The organism is Marinomonas sp. ABL3_031 (genome assembly GCF_056161265.1).
This window is the reverse complement of the sequence record NZ_JBSWYU010000006.1, coordinates 69,229-87,596: the sequence shown is the minus strand read 5'-3', so window position 1 is coordinate 87,596 and position 18,368 is coordinate 69,229. Positions and strand designations below refer to the sequence as shown.

Annotated in this window: 19 protein-coding genes; 9 read left to right on the top strand and 10 right to left on the bottom strand. The window is 45.0% G+C overall.

Annotated elements, in window-relative coordinates; genetic code table 11:
• Window positions 1-15: 15 nt before the first annotated feature.
• The 6 genes from rnd to ACXAH2_RS08640 form a co-directional block, all read right to left on the bottom strand.
• Window positions 16-1,158, bottom strand: coding sequence for a ribonuclease D (rnd, locus tag ACXAH2_RS08665; protein WP_475077912.1), 1,143 nt, complete (start codon window positions 1,156-1,158; stop codon window positions 16-18).
• A 1-nt stretch (window position 1,159) separates the two neighbouring features.
• Entirely contained in the window at window positions 1,160-1,753 is a 594-nt protein-coding gene (gene recR, locus ACXAH2_RS08660) for a recombination mediator RecR (protein WP_353668678.1), read from the bottom strand.
• A gap of 11 nt (window positions 1,754-1,764) precedes the next feature.
• Window positions 1,765-2,091, bottom strand: coding sequence for a YbaB/EbfC family nucleoid-associated protein (locus ACXAH2_RS08655; RefSeq protein WP_475077910.1), 327 nt, complete (start codon window positions 2,089-2,091; stop codon window positions 1,765-1,767).
• Window positions 2,092-2,106: 15 nt separating this feature from the next.
• On the bottom strand, window positions 2,107-4,332 hold the full coding sequence (gene dnaX, locus ACXAH2_RS08650; RefSeq protein ID WP_475077908.1) for a DNA polymerase III subunit gamma/tau: 2,226 nt from the start codon (window positions 4,330-4,332) through the stop codon (window positions 2,107-2,109).
• Window positions 4,333-4,524: 192 nt separating this feature from the next.
• Window positions 4,525-5,526: an oxygen-dependent tRNA uridine(34) hydroxylase TrhO gene (gene trhO, locus ACXAH2_RS08645; protein ID WP_475077907.1), complete on the bottom strand. Its 1,002-nt coding sequence runs from the start codon at window positions 5,524-5,526 to the stop codon at window positions 4,525-4,527.
• A 143-nt stretch (window positions 5,527-5,669) separates the two neighbouring features.
• On the bottom strand, window positions 5,670-6,362 hold the full coding sequence (locus tag ACXAH2_RS08640; RefSeq protein WP_475077906.1) for a 2OG-Fe(II) oxygenase: 693 nt from the start codon (window positions 6,360-6,362) through the stop codon (window positions 5,670-5,672).
• Window positions 6,363-6,447: 85 nt separating this feature from the next.
• Between ACXAH2_RS08640 and radD the strand changes: the two genes are divergently transcribed.
• Complete coding sequence (gene radD / locus ACXAH2_RS08635; protein WP_475077905.1) at window positions 6,448-8,205, top strand: DNA repair helicase RadD; 1,758 nt, start codon at window positions 6,448-6,450, stop codon at window positions 8,203-8,205.
• A 577-nt stretch (window positions 8,206-8,782) separates the two neighbouring features.
• Here the strand turns inward: radD and ACXAH2_RS08630 are convergent.
• Together ACXAH2_RS08630 and ACXAH2_RS08625 are read right to left on the bottom strand one after the other, a co-directional pair.
• Complete coding sequence (locus ACXAH2_RS08630) at window positions 8,783-9,373, bottom strand: TetR/AcrR family transcriptional regulator (RefSeq protein ID WP_475077904.1); 591 nt, start codon at window positions 9,371-9,373, stop codon at window positions 8,783-8,785.
• 85 nt (window positions 9,374-9,458) lie between these two features.
• Window positions 9,459-10,223, bottom strand: a complete 765-nt coding sequence (locus ACXAH2_RS08625) for a DUF1499 domain-containing protein (protein ID WP_475077902.1) — start codon at window positions 10,221-10,223, stop codon at window positions 9,459-9,461.
• Between the two features lie 335 nt (window positions 10,224-10,558).
• Here ACXAH2_RS08625 and ACXAH2_RS08620 point away from each other — a divergent pair, with 335 nt between their 5' ends.
• On the top strand, window positions 10,559-11,266 hold the full coding sequence (locus ACXAH2_RS08620) for a tRNA-uridine aminocarboxypropyltransferase (protein ID WP_475077900.1): 708 nt from the start codon (window positions 10,559-10,561) through the stop codon (window positions 11,264-11,266).
• 91 nt (window positions 11,267-11,357) lie between these two features.
• Here ACXAH2_RS08620 and ACXAH2_RS08615 read toward each other — a convergent pair whose 3' ends face one another.
• The gene (locus ACXAH2_RS08615) at window positions 11,358-11,837 is read right to left on the bottom strand and encodes a DUF2947 family protein (RefSeq protein ID WP_475077898.1); all 480 of its coding nucleotides are present in this window, start codon (window positions 11,835-11,837) and stop codon (window positions 11,358-11,360) included.
• 171 nt (window positions 11,838-12,008) lie between these two features.
• Here ACXAH2_RS08615 and ACXAH2_RS08610 point away from each other — a divergent pair, with 171 nt between their 5' ends.
• The gene (locus tag ACXAH2_RS08610; protein WP_475077896.1) at window positions 12,009-12,197 is read left to right on the top strand and encodes a hypothetical protein; all 189 of its coding nucleotides are present in this window, start codon (window positions 12,009-12,011) and stop codon (window positions 12,195-12,197) included.
• 232 nt (window positions 12,198-12,429) lie between these two features.
• Window positions 12,430-13,077 carry an HAD family hydrolase gene (locus ACXAH2_RS08605; protein ID WP_475077894.1) on the top strand — a complete coding sequence of 216 codons (648 nt, stop codon included), beginning with the start codon at window positions 12,430-12,432 and terminating at the stop codon, window positions 13,075-13,077.
• Window positions 13,078-13,127: 50 nt separating this feature from the next.
• Here the strand turns inward: ACXAH2_RS08605 and ACXAH2_RS08600 are convergent, their stop codons facing one another.
• On the bottom strand, window positions 13,128-14,156 hold the full coding sequence (locus ACXAH2_RS08600) for a nucleoid-associated protein (RefSeq protein ID WP_475077892.1): 1,029 nt from the start codon (window positions 14,154-14,156) through the stop codon (window positions 13,128-13,130).
• Between the two features lie 96 nt (window positions 14,157-14,252).
• Here ACXAH2_RS08600 and ACXAH2_RS08595 point away from each other — a divergent pair, with 96 nt between their 5' ends.
• From ACXAH2_RS08595 to ACXAH2_RS08575, 5 genes are all read left to right on the top strand, one after another.
• Window positions 14,253-14,579, top strand: a complete 327-nt coding sequence (locus tag ACXAH2_RS08595; RefSeq protein ID WP_475077890.1) for a hypothetical protein — start codon at window positions 14,253-14,255, stop codon at window positions 14,577-14,579.
• Between the two features lie 86 nt (window positions 14,580-14,665).
• Window positions 14,666-15,088 carry a VOC family protein gene (locus tag ACXAH2_RS08590; protein ID WP_475077888.1) on the top strand — a complete coding sequence of 141 codons (423 nt, stop codon included), beginning with the start codon at window positions 14,666-14,668 and terminating at the stop codon, window positions 15,086-15,088.
• A gap of 262 nt (window positions 15,089-15,350) precedes the next feature.
• Window positions 15,351-15,980: an OmpA family protein gene (locus tag ACXAH2_RS08585; RefSeq protein ID WP_475077886.1), complete on the top strand. Its 630-nt coding sequence runs from the start codon at window positions 15,351-15,353 to the stop codon at window positions 15,978-15,980.
• Between the two features lie 637 nt (window positions 15,981-16,617).
• Complete coding sequence (locus ACXAH2_RS08580; protein ID WP_475077885.1) at window positions 16,618-17,244, top strand: OmpA family protein; 627 nt, start codon at window positions 16,618-16,620, stop codon at window positions 17,242-17,244.
• A gap of 212 nt (window positions 17,245-17,456) precedes the next feature.
• A complete protein-coding gene (locus tag ACXAH2_RS08575) occupies window positions 17,457-18,314 on the top strand; it encodes a GIY-YIG nuclease family protein (RefSeq protein ID WP_475077883.1) in 858 nt (285 codons plus the stop codon).
• The last annotated feature ends 54 nt before the right edge of the window (window positions 18,315-18,368 follow it).

The following is an 18,368-nucleotide window of genomic DNA, read 5'->3' as shown; positions in this document are numbered from 1 at the left end:
GCTTGAGCAACCCAATTAAGCGTTTTTAAACTTGTCTAATATAGGATTCACAATCACTTCTTTGCGCCAACCTGTCATGGCTGGATTCTGCCAATCCATCGCTGAACCATCAAACAAATGGCGCACGATTGGCTCCAGTAACTTACGTTTCATCATAGCTTCTGGCGCAATTCCCAAGGTTTCAGCACGACCTCTCACGTAGGCTTTTACCGCTTTGGTCAACTCCCCCGCCTGTGAAGGCAAGGGCGCTTCCAAAGCTTGCTGAAATTCATCAGTCGATAACTGCTTGACGAGAGCCACCTTCTCTAGAATGGTATCACCGTACAATCGCTGCTGACGACCCGTTATCTCTTCTGCATTTGACATGGCTTTGTGATGCATCGGCATGCTTTTCGCCAAGGCCCACAAGGTGCGATCTTTCAAAACTTGACCTTTTGGCACGTTTTCTTGACGGGCTTGCTCATCACGCCAGATAAACAACAAACGCAACAGTGTCAAACTTTGTGGTGTGAGACGCCAAGCTGTCTTGATACCTTGCCAGTTTTGCTCTGGGTCGGCATTTAGCTGGAACTGCCACTTTAAGGATTCACAATCTTCCATAACCCATGCAAGCATTTTTTTGTCTTGCAAACGCGCCACTTGCAGCGGATAGACTTTGGCCAAATACACCACATCCAACGCTGCGTAGCGTTTTTGTGCATGGGTAAGCGGTCGCTGTGTCCAATCCGAGCGTGTTTCATCTTTTGCCACTTCAATGCGCAAGTATTCGTGAATCAGTTTCACATAACTTAATGACCATTGTGCACTGGCATAGGCTTCCCCCACTTGGGTATCGTAGAAGGGGCTTGGTAAGACACCTAACAAACGCTCAAACACATCCAAATCTTCAGAGCAGGCATGGAACACCTTCATCACGGAAGGCTTTACCATTAAATCTTTCAAGGGTGACCAATCATCAATACCAAGTGGATCGATCAGTACCGCTTGCTCCCCTTCACTGATTTGAATCAAACCCGTGATAGGAAAATAAGTGGTACGACGGATGAATTCCGTATCCACCGCAATAACAGGCAATTGCGCCCAATAGTCACACCAACGGGCTAAGGATGCATTATCCTCGACCCAAACAATATTCAATGTCTCTTCGAGATCATTCATTTTAGAGTGTCTTCCGTCCCTCTAACGCGAGCGCCAGAGTATTACCATCAACGTATTCCAGCTCACCACCCATTGGCACACCATGAGCAATACGACTGACATTAATGTTCAATGCTTTTAATTTCTCGGCGATGTAGTGACAAGTCGCCTCACCTTCTACCGTCGAATTCGTGGCAATGATGGCTTCTTCCACCTGATTTTTCACCACCAAATCTTCAAGACGATCTAAGCCTAATTCTTCGGGGCCAATGCCATCTATGGGTGATAAATGCCCAAGCAACACAAAATAACGCCCCCGATAGGCCCCCGCAGATTCAATGGCGACCACATCAGCAGGTGTTTCAACGATACACAAGCGTGTCGCATCACGTTCTGAGTCTTGGCAAATTTCGCACTCCGACTCTTCCGTCAAAGTACGACAACTGCTACAGCGCCCCACTTTGTCCAAAGCGTCACGAAGTGCTAACGCAAGCTTATCGGCGCCTTGATGATCACGCTCTAAAAGATACAAGGCCATTTTCTGCGCCGAGCGCGGCCCGACACCGGGCAAACAACGCAAGGACTCAATCAATTGTGAAATCAGCGGACTAAACAAGTTGTCGGCTCCTAGAAAGGCATTTTAAAACCGGGTGGTAAAGACATTCCTGCGGTCGCTGCTTCCATTTTTTCTTTCTGACTTTGCTCTATATTGCGCACCGCGTCGTTCATGGCGGCGGCAATCAGGTCTTCCAACATTTCTTTGTCATCTTCGAACAAAGAATCGTCAATGGACACACGTTTTACATCGTGACGACCCGTCATGAGTACTTTCACCAAACCCGCACCGGCTTGGCCTTCGACTTCCATGTTGGCAATTTCTTCTTGGGCCTTTTGCATGTTTTCTTGCATTTTCTGCGCTTGGCGCATCATGTTACCCATTCCACCTTTAAGCATAGTTTTCTCTCCAAATTAAGCTTTAACTTTTACCGAATCATAGACCAATTGTGCTCCCATCGCGGACGATAAGGCTTGCACAACGGGATGTGAATTCAAATGTTCAATGGCTACCTGCAACGCTTCTGCGCGTTTGCTGGCGGCAAATTCTTCCGCCGTCACCCCTTCGGTGTCGGCCACGGTATCAATAATTAAGGGCACTGACATGGCGAAAAAGTCACTCAGCGCCCCTTGGATTTGTTCATAACGGACTTGATTCAGCATGTGTCCATATTCTAATGGCACCTGCAAACGAATCCCCTGATCACTGGCGTCCACCATGCTGGAATTCATCAGAATGTTTTGCACCAAGCCCGTCAAAGGCAAACGTGGTGCAACTAGCCACCAGGTCTGCATGGTCAACTCATTATAATGATTCAAAGGCGGTAATGGCATACCTAAAGCAGGCTGCGCTATGGTGTCCGGCACCTTTGCTAAACGAGGATCTGACGGTGATTCCGTTTCAACTTGCGTATCCGCAGCATCCGTCTCGGTAATTAAGGCTTCGACCAAATCCGCAGCGGGGTTAAACGGATCTTCCACATCCGCAATCGCTCGCTCTTCGGCTTCTTCTTCGTCTTCTTCCTCATCTTCGTCCACCGCTTGATTCATGGTGTGCGACGTTTCTAATAAAGACTCCACTCTTGCCGAGGTAGCCTGCTGTTTTGCTGGTGGCAAGTCTGTCGCTTCGGATTCATTAATATGAGCAGGCTCATCCGCCACTGAACTCACTAAAGCTGAATCCGCTTCAGCCGTTTGTACCTCATCGCTAGGCGCCTCTTCCCAAGGTGGGCGCTCGGCAGCAGACAAAGCTTGTTCAGCATGCGTCTCTTCACCAAGCTCTGCACTCGCCTCTGCATTCAGATCGTCTTGTTCACTCGGCTTGTTATCCGCTTGGTTGCGACTGTCTTCTGTAAGCGCTGCTGATGAAGATTCGGGATCAATCTCTGGAATTTCTTCTGTCGGCTCTACCGCCACAGATTCCACACGCGTTGCTGTCGCGGATTCATGCTCGGCTGATGAGCTTGCTGAGCTTACGTCAGTGGGTTCAGGTGTTTTTTTTTCTGCTGTTATCGTTTCTGCAGGCGGTGTCTCATGACTCACTGTCATAGGCGGTGCAGGGCGAAAGGCAATCAAACGCAACATCAACATTTCAAATCCTGCACGAGCAGAATGCGCCAAATGCAAGTCACGACGACCAATCAACAAACTTTGATACATCAGCTGAATTTCTTCCGGACGAATGCTTTGTGCTAATTGTTGAATGCGCGCTAAATCGCCAAGCTGATCCGTCAAAGCGTCTGGCACTTGCTGCTCAATCGCCACACGATGTAATGAATCCAGCAAACTGCCACAAATGGCAGTGAAATCCGGTTGGTAATCGGCTAAGGCTTCAATACGGGACAAGACTTGAGCAGCATTTTTTGCTGCAACCGATTCCAACAAATCCAGTATTTGCGCTTGATTGACCAAGCCCAACATGGCGGTCACACCCGACTCAGAAATATTACCGTCACCAAAAGCAATGGCCTGATCTGTTAAACTCAAGGCGTCACGCATACTGCCATTCGCGGCTTGACCAATTTGCCAAAGCGCTGGCTGATCAAAACGGATTTGTTCGCTGTTCAATACCGTTTGCAAATAATCCACCACGCGCTGCGGTGACATGTTCTTCAAATTAAACTGCAAACAGCGTGACAGAATGGTAACCGGTAGCTTTTGGGGATCGGTCGTGGCGAGCAAGAACTTCACGTGCTCAGGCGGCTCTTCCAAGGTTTTCAATAAGGCATTGAAAGAGTGAGTCGACAGCATGTGCACCTCGTCTATCAGATAGACTTTAAAGCGCCCGCGAGTAGGCGCGTATTGCACATTTTCCAGTAGCTCACGGGTGTCTTCGACTTTGGTTCGAGACGCCGCATCGACTTCGATCAAATCAACAAAGCGACCTTCAGCAATTTCTCGACAACTGTCACAAGTCCCGCAAGGTTCAGGGGAAATGCCATTGGTTTCACAGTTTAAGCACTTTGCGAAGATACGAGCAATGGTGGTTTTGCCCACACCACGCGTACCTGTAAACAAATAAGCATGGTGCAAACGCTGCTGTCGCAAAGCGTTCACCAAAGCTTGAAGAACATGGTCTTGCCCCGCCATTTCAAGGAAGGTCTGGGGGCGCCACTTACGTGCTAAAACTTGATAACTCATTTTGAATTCTGGCTATTAAAAAGCGATTTTTCATTGTACGGCAGTCGACGCCATTGGGAAACCACTGATACACGAAAGAAAGCCCAAATAGGCATTTTTCATTCGCTTAAGTTTGCTTAAAGATCAAGTGTTTGCAGTTAAACAAAAGGCCTACTGAATCAGTAAGCCTTGAGTGAACAACAAACTCGACCTTTAAGAATTCGCTTGTTTCGCTTCGCGAATCTTACGCTGACGCTCTTTCTCAGCGGCTTTTTCTTGGCGGTGTTTTTCAACCGCATCCAATACTTCTGCGCCAATATGCTCTTCACCACGCTGACGCGCCAATTGCACTTGGCGCTCACGTTCGATAAAACGCTGTCGTTGTTTGTCTGTGTACTTATCAAAACAATGTACGCAACTGACGCCTTGTTGGTATCGCTCGTCCTGCTTCTCTTCTTCCGTAATCGGCATACGACAAGCATGACATTGATCGTACTCACCCTTTTCTAGATCGTGATTAACCGACACACGATTATCAAAAACGAAGCACTCTCCTTCCCATAGGGTGTCTTCTTTTGGCACGTCTTCAAGGTATTTTAGAATGCCACCTTCCAAGTGATACACTTCTTCGAAACCTTGCTCTAGCATGTAAGCAGTGGATTTCTCACAACGAATCCCACCAGTACAGAACATAGCCACTTTTTTCTGTTTTTTAGGATCCATGTTTTCTTCTACATAAGCAGGAAACTCACGGAAAGTATCAGTTTTAGGATTGACCGCATTCTTGAAAGTCCCAATCTGTACTTCGTAATCGTTACGCGTATCCACCAACACCACATCTGGATCTGAAATCAACGCATTCCAATCTTGCGGTTTAACATACGTTCCCACCACACGCTTAGGGTCAATGCCCTCTACGCCCATGGTGACGATTTCTTTTTTCAGTTTTACTTTAGTGCGGTAAAACGGCATGTCTTGGTCGTATGACTCTTTATAAACGATATTTTCCAAACCCGGTTGCTGATCCAACCAAGCCAACATGGCATCAATGCCTTCGCGGCTGCCCGCTACGGTTCCGTTGATGCCTTCGCTGGCCAACAGCAAGGTGCCACGCACAGCATTGTCTTCAAGGACGTTCAATAAAGGTTCACGAAGGGATTCGTAGTTCGGTAACTCAACGAATTTATAAAGGGCACAAACAACAATGTTTGACATGTTTTCTATCTCCTATGCGATCTGGAACGTAAAACCAGAGCAATTAATAACGGCGCGCATTATAGAGAGTTATCTCACCTATTTCGAGCTTAGCAGGCTAAAAACTGCATAGATTTTAGAGAACAATCGGCCTCAACCTATCTCTATTGACCCGGATCAACACACTGCCCTGTAGAATTATTGACGCGAAACCACCCTGCAATACTGTGACGAGTGCGCTTGGCCGCCAACACCTCATGAGGAAAAGCTTCGCTGAGAAAGATGGCCAAACGGCCTTGTTGAGGTAAAAAACGTCCTAATTCATACTTTGTATCACGCTCATCATACAAAACGAACTCGCCACCGTCTTGTTGTTGCCAATCTTGATTCAAATACAAAACAGTCGACAAGACTCGATTGCTGCGCCCATGAAAAGCGTCCAGATGCTTTTCATAAAATGCTCCAGCCTCATAACGAGCAAAATGCGCTTCATAGTCAAACAAGCCCAAAAACAAACGACGATTCAACACCACACGCAAGGCTTCCATTGCGCTGAGAAAATCTCGACGAATGGGCCGATCCGCATCAATCCATTGAATGCTATCGCGACGCGCATCCAACCTCACTTGGTGATCTTGCTGACGACCAACCCCAGCTTGCAACATGGCCGCATTTTCAATGTTCTGCGCTTCGGCCATCAAAGCTTGAGTAAAATCACTAGCAAAGAAATCATCTTGCACACTCCAGCCTTGAGTTTGTATATCCTGCAACACATTGGCAAAAGGCTCTTCTCGACTGAAAATCGGAATCGAATTTTCAACGTACAAGGTAGAAGCAGATAAAGTTTCTTGGGGCATGGATTAATCACTTTCAAACAGGCAAAATGGCCAATCGCCCTATAATACGTTAGCAAGGCCATTAACACACCCAAATTTGTTTGCTATGAGTCAAGCTTTTCAACTTCGTGATTATCAAGTACAAGCCGTCGATGCAGCCCTAACGCATTTTCGTCACTCAGACGATCCTGCGGTCATCGTACTGCCAACAGGCGCGGGCAAGAGCTTGGTAATTGCCGAACTCAGTCGCCTCGCCAAAGGGCGCGTGATCTGCTTGGCGCACGTGAAGGAACTGGTAGAACAGAATCACGCTAAGTTTATCGCCACTGGCGCAAACGCTGGCATTTATTCTGCCGGTCTCAAGCAAAAAGTCAGCGACGACAAAACCGTGTTTGCCAGCATTCAGTCTTTATCTGCCAATCTGCAGGCGTTTGATCAGCCCGCCAGCTTGGTCATAGTGGACGAGTGCCATCGTATTGGCATGGGCGACAAAGGACAATATTTAAAGACGCTAGCGCATTTTCAGACCTTAAACCCAAAGGTCAAAATTCTTGGTTTAACTGCCACCCCTTATCGTCTTGGCAGTGGTTGGATTTATCACAAGCATTACCATGGCTATACGCGACCTGTAGACAACCCCTTTTTTACGCACTGTATTTACGAACTCCCCCTGCAACACATGGTGAAACAGGGTTATTTAACACCGCCTATTCACTTTGACGCCGCCATCGCCCATTACGACTTTAGCTTGCTCACAGAAAGCCTTGATGGCGAACAGAGTACCGATGACATTGCGCTCAACGAACTAATACACAAATACCCTCGCGTTACCCAAGCCATCACAGAGCAAATCTTACAGCTCAGTACCGATCGACAAGGCGTGATGATATTCGCGGCCACCATTGACCATGCAGAAGAAATTCTGGGCTATTTACCTACAGAACAAAGCGCTCTGGTAACAGGCAAAACCAAACAAAAACAACGGGATCAAGTGATACAAGCCTTCAAAGCCAAACAGGTTAAGTACTTGGTCAATGTGTCTGTGCTCACCACAGGTTTTGATGCACCTCATGTGGATGTGATTGCCATTTTGCGCCCGACACAATCCATTAGCCTGTTCCAACAAATTGTCGGACGTGGCCTGCGCTTAAGTCCTGGCAAAAAAGATTGCTTGGTATTGGATTATACCAATAATGGTTACAACATTTTCCAACCGGAAATTGGCGACAAACGCCCTACCAATGATTCTGTTGCTGTGCAGATCCATTGCCCTGAATGCGATTTTGCCAACACCTTCTGGGGACGAAAAGACAGTGATGGTAATATCATTGAACACTTTGGTCGTCGCTGTCATGGCTTGCTCGACACACCTGATGGTGAACAGGAATGCCAATATCGTTTCAAGTTCAAGCGCTGCCCCCATTGCAATGAAGAAAATGACATTGCTGCTCGCCAGTGCCAACATTGTGGTGAAAAACTGCTCGATGCTGACGATATATTAAGAAGTGCACTGAATCTAAAAGACAACAAGGTGCTGCGTTGCGCCGGCATCACACCAGAGCTCAATCGCGCTGACAACAGCATCAAAATCACCTATCACGATGAAGACGGCTTAACCCTAGCGGAAAATTTTAAATTCCAGTACAAAAAGTCACGTCAGTCTTTTAATGAACTGTTTGCTCGTCGAATTGCCAGCGGCAGCCAAGTGGTTGAGTTCGATAAAGCAGAACAAGTGGAAGCTTTTTTTGACTATTTGCCGACGCCGGATTTCGTCATTGCCAAAAAGAAAAAACAGCATTGGCAAGTCACCGAGCGGCTATTTGACTATCAAGGCCCTTATAGAAAGGCCAATCAACTTATTTGATACAAGGCCAATCTTTATTTAACAAAAGCCAATCAGCTTAGTTGATACAAAGCCAATCAGCTCGGTTAGAAAAAAAGACAATCAGCTTAGTTGATGCAAAGCCAATCAAGGCCACTCTCTATTCAACAAAAGCCAATCAACTTATTTGATACAAGACCAATCAAGGCCACTCTCTATTCAACAAAAGCCAATCAACTTATTTGATACAAGGCCAATCAAGACCACTCTTTATTCAACAAAAGCCAATCAGCTCGATTAGAAAAAAGCCAATCAAGGCCACTATTTATTCAACAAAAGCCAATCAGCTTAGTTGATACAAGGTCAATCAAGGCCACTCTCTATTCAACAAAAGCCAATCAGCTTAGTTGATACAAGGCCAATCAAGGCCACTCTTTATTTAACAAAAGCCAATCAGTTTAGTTGATACAAGGTCAATCAGTTTAGTTGATACAAGGTCAATCAAGGCCACTCTCTATTCAACAAAAGCCAATCAGCTCGGTTAGAAAAAAGACAATGAGCTTAGTTGATGCAAAGCAACTCAATTGGGTTAGCGAAAAGCCAATTAATTGTGCTCACTTTAGCCCGCCGTTTTTCGCACCGCATTCTGATAGGAGACCTCAAAGGGTAAGTTGAGGCTGTTGATTTGGTCCAGAGCTACTTTACCCAACTGCCCTTTTGGCAAGCTTTCCAATAACACAAACCAATAATTCGCCACCATATTTTGGGCGAAAATGTGAGCCGTTTTGTCATCCACTCCCACTTGCAAAAAGCGTTTCACAATACCATCGGTAATCACACTGATTTGCTTGGTATGAAACCCACCTGTCACCACACTGTCCAATAAGACTTCACGGGTGAATTCCGCATACTCATCGTAAAAAGAAAACAAGACTTGCGCCATTTGCGTTAAATAGGCAATGGGCGAAATACAACTTGATTGTGCTTGCGCTCCAGCACGCAAAGCCGCATCCATTTCATCAAAAAAGATGTCTTTGACCAAGGCCATTTTATCGGGAAAATGAACGAACAAGGTGCCCACCGCAATGCCTGCTTGCTGACTTAAATATCGGGTACTGGTGGCCGAAATGCCTTGAGAAAGAAAAGCCTGCTTGGCAATGGCTTTGATTTTTGAACGGGTTTGCTGTTTTTGTTGCTGACGAAGACTCACTGGATCATGCCCTTCAATGAATGACTCAACAAGCCTAGCCTATCTGATATTTAATGACGAGCAGATTTTCATTTATAAAACAGGATTAACGCACAGTATTTACCCTAGGCATTTTGCTGCGCTCTAAGCGGGCCTCTAAATCTTTCATAAAAGACTCAATTCGCTCTGCATTGACACCATAATCACCACGCCCTACACGAGAAGACGAACGCATATCAACCCGCACTTGGTCGCTGTCCATTTGTAAAATACGAATCGCTACATCATCACGGAAACCAAAAATCGGTGTACGTGCCGTCGCTTCAATCATACCGGCGGCAGGGTATTCAGCGACCACCTCCCAATCACGATCAGACACAATATCCTCAACCACGTAATACACCTGCTCTTTGCTCAGATCGGTAAAAACAGGCTTCACCTCGGGATAATATTTGTTCTGAATGGGTGCCCAGTCAAGGTTATAAGCGAGGTCATTTTCGTTGGAGCTGCGGATAAAATTTACATTGAGGAAGGCGGGAGGCATTTCTGTGTCTGTGGTAATGTCATGAATGTTTGGCAAGCCTGAACGTTTTAGGTAAAAACCAATCCACATAAAGCTGTAAACCAGCGACACCGTCAAGACTAAACAGAAAAAGCGCTGGGTGCCGACATTTCTCTCTTTACGACAAGCGCATAAGGAGACGATCGCCAAAACAGACAACACCAAAGAAGCGTACACACTTTCACGCAACATGGAGAAGCCAGTTATAGGCTCAAAAATTCCTACCCTTACACCTGCGATTGACACAAATGCCATACACCCAACTAGCATTAGAAGAATATACAACACTGGAGAGATATAACGACTCATAAATAACTCTGAAACATTAAAATAATATCTCACACCTTAGCGCGCGAATGAGACAAGGAACAGCAAGAAAATACAGCTTCCATTTCATTCCTCTGTATTTGCATATTTTTCTTCAAGCTTTCTTAAAGAAAGTGTAAATTTCCTTATACTGTATTAACTTAACCACTACAAAAAAGGCATTGCAAGCACACTTTTTAGCATTTTCACTAACCAATTCGCTCACTTTTATCTGTGCTTATCCACTCACCCTCTATCCCAAAGCGCCCCATCGCAAGATAGACAAATCAGTCAAAAACTTCATAATAGCGCAGCATTTCAGACTGGAAAGCTTATTCATGAAATCCCTTTTTCCATTTCACGCGGTGGATCGTCTCAGGCAAGATTGCCAAGTGAACGCCATGCGACCTTTTATTGCCCGTGGCGCCAATGCTATTCGTTGCCCATCCTGCCTAATGGCAGAATCCGCTTGTTTCTGCCATAAAAGAGAAGCTCTTGAATCCCCGGTGGAATTTATCTTGCTTTATCATAGAGATGAAATTCACAAACCCACCAACAGTGGACGACTCATTGCCGATCTATTTCCGCAACACACCAAGGCATTTCTGTGGCACAGAACCGAGCCAGAGCAGGCTTTATTGGATCTATTAGAGGCGAGACAACACAGCATCAGCGTACTCTTCCCTAATACCAGCACGGCACAACAACAAGGCAGAACGCCACGCCCAATGGCAGACATTCAAGACCCAACACAGCAACCACATACTTTTGTCTTGCTCGATGGCACCTGGAAGCAAGCCAGCAAAATGTTTCATCAAAGCCTATGGTTACACAAGATACCGCATTTTGAGATTCAGCAAGCCGCACAACGCTCTTTCCTGGTTCGTCATGCCAAACACGAGAGGCAATTTGCCACTGCCGAAGTCACCGCCATGTTGCTGCACAACCTAGGATACGAAGACCATAGTCTGGAATTATTGCACTATTACCAAGCTTTTAACCAAGCTTGTTTAAGAAGCCGCAAACGCGGTAATGAAAATGAATAAGCGTAAAGCAATCATGCAAAGAGAAATGTAATTAAATTACAGCAATGCCGCACCACTAACTGATCGTTTTCTAACCAAAAAACCTAACTTATCACTGCCTCATCAATAAAGTAACCCACCCATTTGAATGGAATTGCAGTGCCTGTTTTTTCTTTTTACCGATCAAAATGGGACCATTGTCCAAGAACAAAAAGGCTTTCCATGTGCGCTTGAAAACACCCCAGTTCAATTCAAAAATCAGCTCATTATGACAACAAAAATACACACTCGTGTCTTCTCCCCAATGGCCACAATGTGCCAACGCTTCCGCTGGCAAGTCTGATGCCTCACTGTCCCAAATTTTTTCCCACTGAACCTTATTAATTTCAAGGTTTTTTGGTGTTTTATTCGGCCAATCCTGCTCCGTAAAATGCTCCGGATGCAAATGCTCTTGGCTAATGTAATCACGCCAAATTTGCTCCGCTTTCGACTCAGTTAAGTAGTGAATTTGCGCCAAATCTTCAGGCTGTACCTTGGGGTCTTGACGATGAAAAATCCAACGTTTGGTGAACTGAGATAATGCTTGGTACAAGACAAGATTCCTTACAAAAATAAATAGATGAAAAAAACTAAACAATCAGGTGAAAAAGGATCGTTTGTTCAATTGATCAGGGTTCACTAGTATTACTCTTGTTGTAATAAAACAACATTTTTTATTAACGACATTCCATTAGGAATGTTTAATCAAGCATAGGAGAATATTATGGACTCTCAAAAACAATACGAAGCACTACTTGCTCAATGGGGCTACAAAGACACCACAGTAGAAGATTACGCTCGTCGTCAAAAACGTGCTCGTCAAGCCAAAGCGCTTGTTGCCTTTGTTAAAGCCACGCTTGCTTCTATCAAAAAAGTCAGCCTGCGTTCTCATTCCCTAGGCCAAGCTAATTAATAGCCGCTTAGGTTAAACCTCATATAAGAAATGCCATTAGCGTAAGATTATACCTTAGATATTTTCTCTTAAGGGGAGAAAAATAATAAATCCCCCCTCCCTTCCTTTCTTGCCAATGTGTTCTCATCTTACCTTTTTCCACCAATATAGATTTATTGCTCTGTTCTACTTTCTTCATAACAAATAAATTCGTTATCATCGCACTAGATTCATAACCTAAATAAGTTGTTTTATGACCTATTCTTACAAGGCTGTTTTATTTGACTGCGACGGCGTCATCGTCGATACGGAAAACCTCTCAAACGATTTATTGCGTGCCATGCTGAAAGAGCAAGGTTTAGAGTTAGACGACCAAACGATGCACGATCAATTCACTGGTTTTACCAATCAGGAAAACCTTCGTCATGCCGAAGCCATGCTGGGCAAAGCCTTGCCCGCCAATTTTGATCAAGACTATCGAAACACATTTCAAGCCTTAATGGATGAAACATTAGAACCCATTCAAGGCGTGCCAGAACTACTCAATAAAATTCAAGTGCCCATTGCCATGGCAACCAACGCCAGACGGCAAGAAATGAACTTCAAACTCAACAAAATAGACTTAGCAGAACGCTTCAAAATACGTTTTTGCGTAGAAGACGTCGACCAGGGCAAGCCAGCTCCAGATCTTTATTTAAAGGCCGCGGCTGCCGTCGGTGTCGCACCAGAAGACTGTATTGTAATAGAAGATTCGGTGGCGGGGATTCGCGCGGGTCGTGCTGCAGGTATGCGCGTATTTGCTTTCAGTGAAAGCGTACCGGCCGACCTGCAACTGGCCGCAGGCGCAACAGAAGTATTCGACACCATGCAACAACTGGAAGCCTTACTCAATCTAAGTTAGCAAGGCTTCGTCATTGTCAGTGCATGGGTCTATTCGGCAAACGTCGCAACTTAACCAGACACAGCTTGCAACTGCTTAAGCAGACTCTTAGGCAACTCTTTAATTACGAGCGTGCCTGAGTCGGCATCAAACTCGATGGATTCACCCAATAAATCACTGTCAAAACTCAAGGTCAAAGCACGAGAACTGCCCGACAAACGGGTTAGCTTTTTCAACGCGGCCTTCTCAACGAAGATTTCCTTCTCCATTTTGAAACTGTCAGAATCAGCAATCTCTAAGAATTTATTGGCTTGCTCTATGGAAAATCGTGATTCCACTTGCGAGACAATCTCCTTGATCTCCAGGGGCTCGCGCTCTTCTGCTTTCGCTTGACAATGCTCAGACACCTCTTTTTTAAAGGCATTCGCTTGCTTTGCTGGAATGCCTTCGGCCTGACAAAAGGCCGATGTCAAATCCACCAGCTTGCGGGTTTCTTTGGCCGCCGCTTTTGGCTCATCACAACCAATGAAATGGGTAAAATACTCACTTTCAAACTTAGGCGCGCGACCAAAACGAAACGCAATATAACGTCCTTCATCAGCTGATTGCCAAGCGGTGAGATTAATACGCAGCGCCATGTGCAGTTTTTCCATCTCGATTTGCTCAATCTGCGACAAACTCAAATCCGCATTTAAGCCAATGCCTTTCTTGCGTTTTAGCATAACGATGTACAAAAAATGCGTGTCGTGCAATTCATAATGATTAAACCACAACAAGCCCCCTTCCGCCTCATCCACTGGCTCTAAATGCCGCAAATACTCTGCCGCACAATCTTTGGTGAAGGCAGCAAAATCCGCAAAGTCATGGTCTTTAAAATGCTTGTACAACAGACCGGGCAACTGTGAACCCTCTTCACTGCCTAGCGGATTGGCAAAACGACCCGTATTCATACCGGAACGATTGAATAAATTGGTCACTTGTGCCGACAAGGCCTCGGCTTGGCCGTCTATGGGGTTTTCATTTGGGCGCGCAATCAAAATCGCCTTGCGTTCCCCTTCGTGCTTTTGAATCTCATGCACAATTAAGTTGCTAATAGACACCCGCTACCTCTTACGTTTAATATGACTGTTTGATGATTTGTTCATTGAACCTGTAACGCCTTAATTAACAAAGAAATTTTTCATAACGCAAACACTATGATAAAGCCTAAAACTACAAAAAAAGAGACACGAAAAGAACTCGAGTCCATGGTCGAGGAATTTATCAGAGCCAAAGGAAAAATTCAGCAAGTCGATATGGGCGAATCCGGCTTGGTTGATGGCAAGTATAACACGAGTCATATCGGCTTTAATGAGCCAAAGCAAGAACGCACTCCACTTAACCACGTGGTGGCTGCCATCCAACAGAAAAAACAGCAGAACACCTCACCAAACACCACTAAGCCTGGCAAAGCTAAGCCAAAGAAAAAAATCATTTACGACGATTTTGGCGAGCCTTTGCGCTGGGTTTGGGAAGATGAGTAAAAAACAAGAAAGCCAATTAAGCCTTTTGTGTTTCCACTGTCTTATTGCCATAATGCAACCCATAGCAGATTCCAAAAGGAGAGAGTATGTCGATTCGTTACTTACACGCCATGATTCGTACCGATAAACCTGAGCAAAGTCACACCTTTTATACTCAAGGTTTGGGCCTGATTCAAACACGCCGGATGGACAGTGAAAAGGGCCAGTTTTCATTGATCTATTACGCCAGTGAAGAAGGTGCCCCTGAAATCGAACTCACACACAACTGGGACGACAGAAGCTACTTAGGCGGTGATCAATTTGGTCATCTGGCTTTTCAAGTAGACAATATTTATCAAGTGTGTGAGACCCTACAGAAGATGGGCGTCACCATTCTGCGTCCACCCCGTGATGGTCACATGGCCTTCATTAAAGACCCCAATAATATTTCCATTGAACTCTTGCAAAAGGGTGAATCCCTAGCGCCAGCGGAACCTTGGTCGTCTATGGAAAATACCGGAAGCTGGTAGACAATCCTCTAGTTGATGAAAACGGTAGAAGTAAAAAAACAGACGGTATTTGCCGCCTGTTTTTTTTACATAAGATCACAAAGAAGCGGTTAAATCGAACAAAAACACCCCTCACATCATAACACTGATACAAAAGCCACCTTTAACCAAAACACTGATACAAAAGTTGCCTTTAATCAAAAAAACTGACACAAAAAGCGCCTAGAGACGTACCTTTTATTTAACTACTCTGAGAATAACAAATTTCAAGAGTAATTATTTTATGAAAAAATTAATCGTCCACATCACCCTAGCAGTTAGCCTAATTACCTTTGGCCATTTCGCAGTGGCAGAGAGTTTGTACGCATCAAATGTTAAGGCTCGCCTTTACGACGCTGATCGTGACGGCGTGATTGATGCGCGCGATCTCTGCCCAGATACAGTGCAAGGCTCAGCAGTCAACAATAATGGTTGCCCTGCTCAAAAGGTTAAGGTTTTATCGGTTGAATTAAACATCCAATTCGATTCAGACAAAGCCAACATAAAACCAGAATTTTACACTGAACTTAAAAAGTTAGCGGCCTTTCTAAAAAAACACCCGGCCAGTAACGTGGTCATTAAAGGTCACACAGACAACTTAGGATCAACGAAATATAACCAAGTGTTATCACAAAAGCGTGCCACTGCTATCAGTGACGTTTTAATCGACAGTTTTCGTATACCTGAGCAGAATGTAAAAGGCGTCGGATATGGTGAAAACCGTCCTGTCGCCTCTAACGACACAGAAGAAGGTCGTAGTCAAAACCGCCGAGTTGTCGCAGAAGCTCTTGCAAAAGAGCCATTTGCCAACCAACGCTGGACCATTTACAGCGTTGACCGAAGCGCTAATATCGCTTACAACCGCAACTTTTAAGCTTTTTTCAGATTTGGCTTAATCTGTTGCACATTCCCTTTAGTTATATTTTTTGGGGCTGTTTTACAGCCTCTTTTTTTTGTCTTGCTAATAAAGACACCAACTGCCAACAACTCCTCTCACTGCTCGACTCTTAATGAGATCAACCAATTGCCCAAATCCTCAACTCCATATTGGCAATATGACAATAAAGCGTGTTGCGGGTCGAGGGAATTAGTTAAGGGGTATGACCCTAAGGTATCTCTATGATTTTCAAATAAATAACAATTAGTTAAAAAAAAACCAACCCCATCATTACCACAGATGCCGGTTTTAAACTGCCTTGGATAGAGTTAGTAAATAGCCTAGATCGGGATGATGTTGGGCGAATACGTCGACTAAGAAAGCCAAAAGGTCGGCACTCAATCAAGACGGATCAACAAAAACATCAAAAACGTCATTACCTCCTGCTCGCGGAGCAAAGGGGGCGTGGTTGTTGGTTTCATCACTGCCAAAGAAAAGGCGGCATTTGTGGTGTTTTTTATTACATAAGATTACAAAGTCACTTTTTTATCAAATGATTGATACAAAAAGCGTCTAGAGACGTATTTTTTTTTAATTACTCTAAAGAGTAAGAAGTATTAAGAAGTGTGGTTTTATGAAGAAGTTGGTCATCCACATCAGCATAGCAAGCTGTATGCTTGCCTTTAGTCATTTGGCAGCTGAAAGTCTGTTCGCGTCGAATATTAAGGCACGCCTTGCTGACGCTGATCGTGATGGCGTGATTGAAGCACGTGACCTGTGCCCGGACACGGTACAAGGGGCCGCAATAGACAATGATGGTTGTCCCGCGCAAACGACCAAGCTCTTGTCCGTTGAATTGAACATCTTATTCGATTCAGGCAAAGCCGACATAAAACCCAAGTTTTACTCTGAACTCACAGAATTAGCGACCTTCTTGCGTAAGCACCCTAACAGTAATGTGGTCATTGAAGGTCACACAGACAGCTTAGGTTCCGCTGAATCGAACCGAGTGTTATCACAAAAACGCGCTTCTGCCATTGCTGACGTATTAATCGACAGCTTTCGTATAGCAGCAGATCGCGTAAAAGGTGTCGGCTACGGCGAAACCCGCCCTATCGCCACCAACGACACGGCCGAAGGCCGTAGTCAAAACCGCCGAGTTGTGGCAGAAGTATTTGCGAAAGAGAAATTTGCCAAACAACGCTGGACCATTTACAGCATTGAACAAAGCGCTAATAACGCTTACAACCGCAACAACTAAGCCTTTTCAGATTTGGCTTACTTCGTTGCACATTCCCTTTAGTTATATTTTTTGGGGCTGTTTTACAGCCCCTTTTTTTGTCTCGACCATTTGTGTTAAAACGCCTAATAGACGCAAAACCATTGAGACATAAAGGGTTTTAGCCTATTCTTCTGTCCATTCTGAAATTATTAAACTCTTACGGACATGAAGCGATATCGTAGGGAAACCAAATGAGCACACATAGACGCCCGCGCACGATTCAAATATATTTACCGAGTGGTGACCCTTCTGGGATTCGCATTGCCGAACAAACCACCTCCATTATTCGTGTTATTGAAGTTCCTCGCAGTGACCTAGCCGACTTTCTCAACATGCCAGAAGCTCGGCAAGTGGCTTTGTATTTCTTAGTATCGGGTGATACCAAGGACGAAATCTACGTTGGTCAATCGGGTGATGTGGGCGCTCGTCTGACGCAACACCATAAAGAAGAAACAAAAGATTGGGAACGGGCATTGGTACTTATTTCGATGACCAATAATCTGACACAAACCCATGTACTCTATTTAGAATCTTTATCCATTGAAAAAGCCAAACTGTGCCAGCGCTATGACTTACTTAATGGCAATAAGGGACAAAAGCCTCACACTCCGATTCCACTCAAAGCCGACTGTGACGAAATACACGAGATAGGTAGCTTGCTGCTTGCTACCTTGGGTTACCCTATCTTTGAACCCTTAACCGAACCGAAAAACTCAAAAGCAACAGAGACCTTTTACTGTACTCGTGCAGGGGTCGACGCCAAAGGTGTCTATACCAATGAAGGCATGGTCGTCTTAAAAGGCTCCTCTGCTCCCATGATCACGCAACGCAAAACCGAACAACGCTTCTACGACAAACGCGACGAATTAATCACCAAAGGCATCATTAGTGTCGAAGAAGAGCGCTTTGTATTTCAACGAGATTACCTGTTCCAAACCCCAAGCGGTGCCTCCATGCTGTTACTGCTCGCCACGTCTAATGGCTGGCTGGATTGGAAAACCGAACAAGGTGTGACTCTTCATGACCATCAGGGTAGGAATTTGGGGTAATAAGCAAGAGGCGAATTGAGGAAAATACAGATAATGTCATGCTGGCATCCTTTC